Below are 237 nucleotides of genomic sequence, written 5' to 3'. Positions count from 1 at the left end.
TGCTATGCGTTCTAGTTGTTGCATCATGAAAATCTCAGAAGACAGATTCACATCAAAAGTATGTTCTGCGGCCACAGATTTGGTAATTCGCGAAGATTTTACTTCACTATTATGTATGCCTCGCACAACATGGTAATAAAACGCTCCAGATTTTCCGAAGTGTTTTTCTAAAAACTCTAAAGACTTGCTTTTCAAATCGGTTCCTGTGAAAATTCCGAGCTGATACATTTTTTCTGT

General features: G+C 37.1%; 1 pseudogene. It reads right to left on the bottom strand.

Annotation, left to right across the window (positions count from 1 at the left end):
* A pseudogene (locus tag B3J44_RS20605) lies at nt 1-237 on the bottom strand (DNA polymerase IV); the annotation flags it as partial.

This window comes from Flavobacterium sp. UBA4854 (assembly GCF_002399805.1).
GTDB classification, from domain to species: Bacteria; Bacteroidota; Bacteroidia; order Flavobacteriales; family Flavobacteriaceae; genus Flavobacterium; species Flavobacterium ginsengisoli.
The sequence above is the reverse complement of the archived record's forward strand: the minus strand, read 5'-3'. Positions and strand labels throughout refer to the sequence as shown.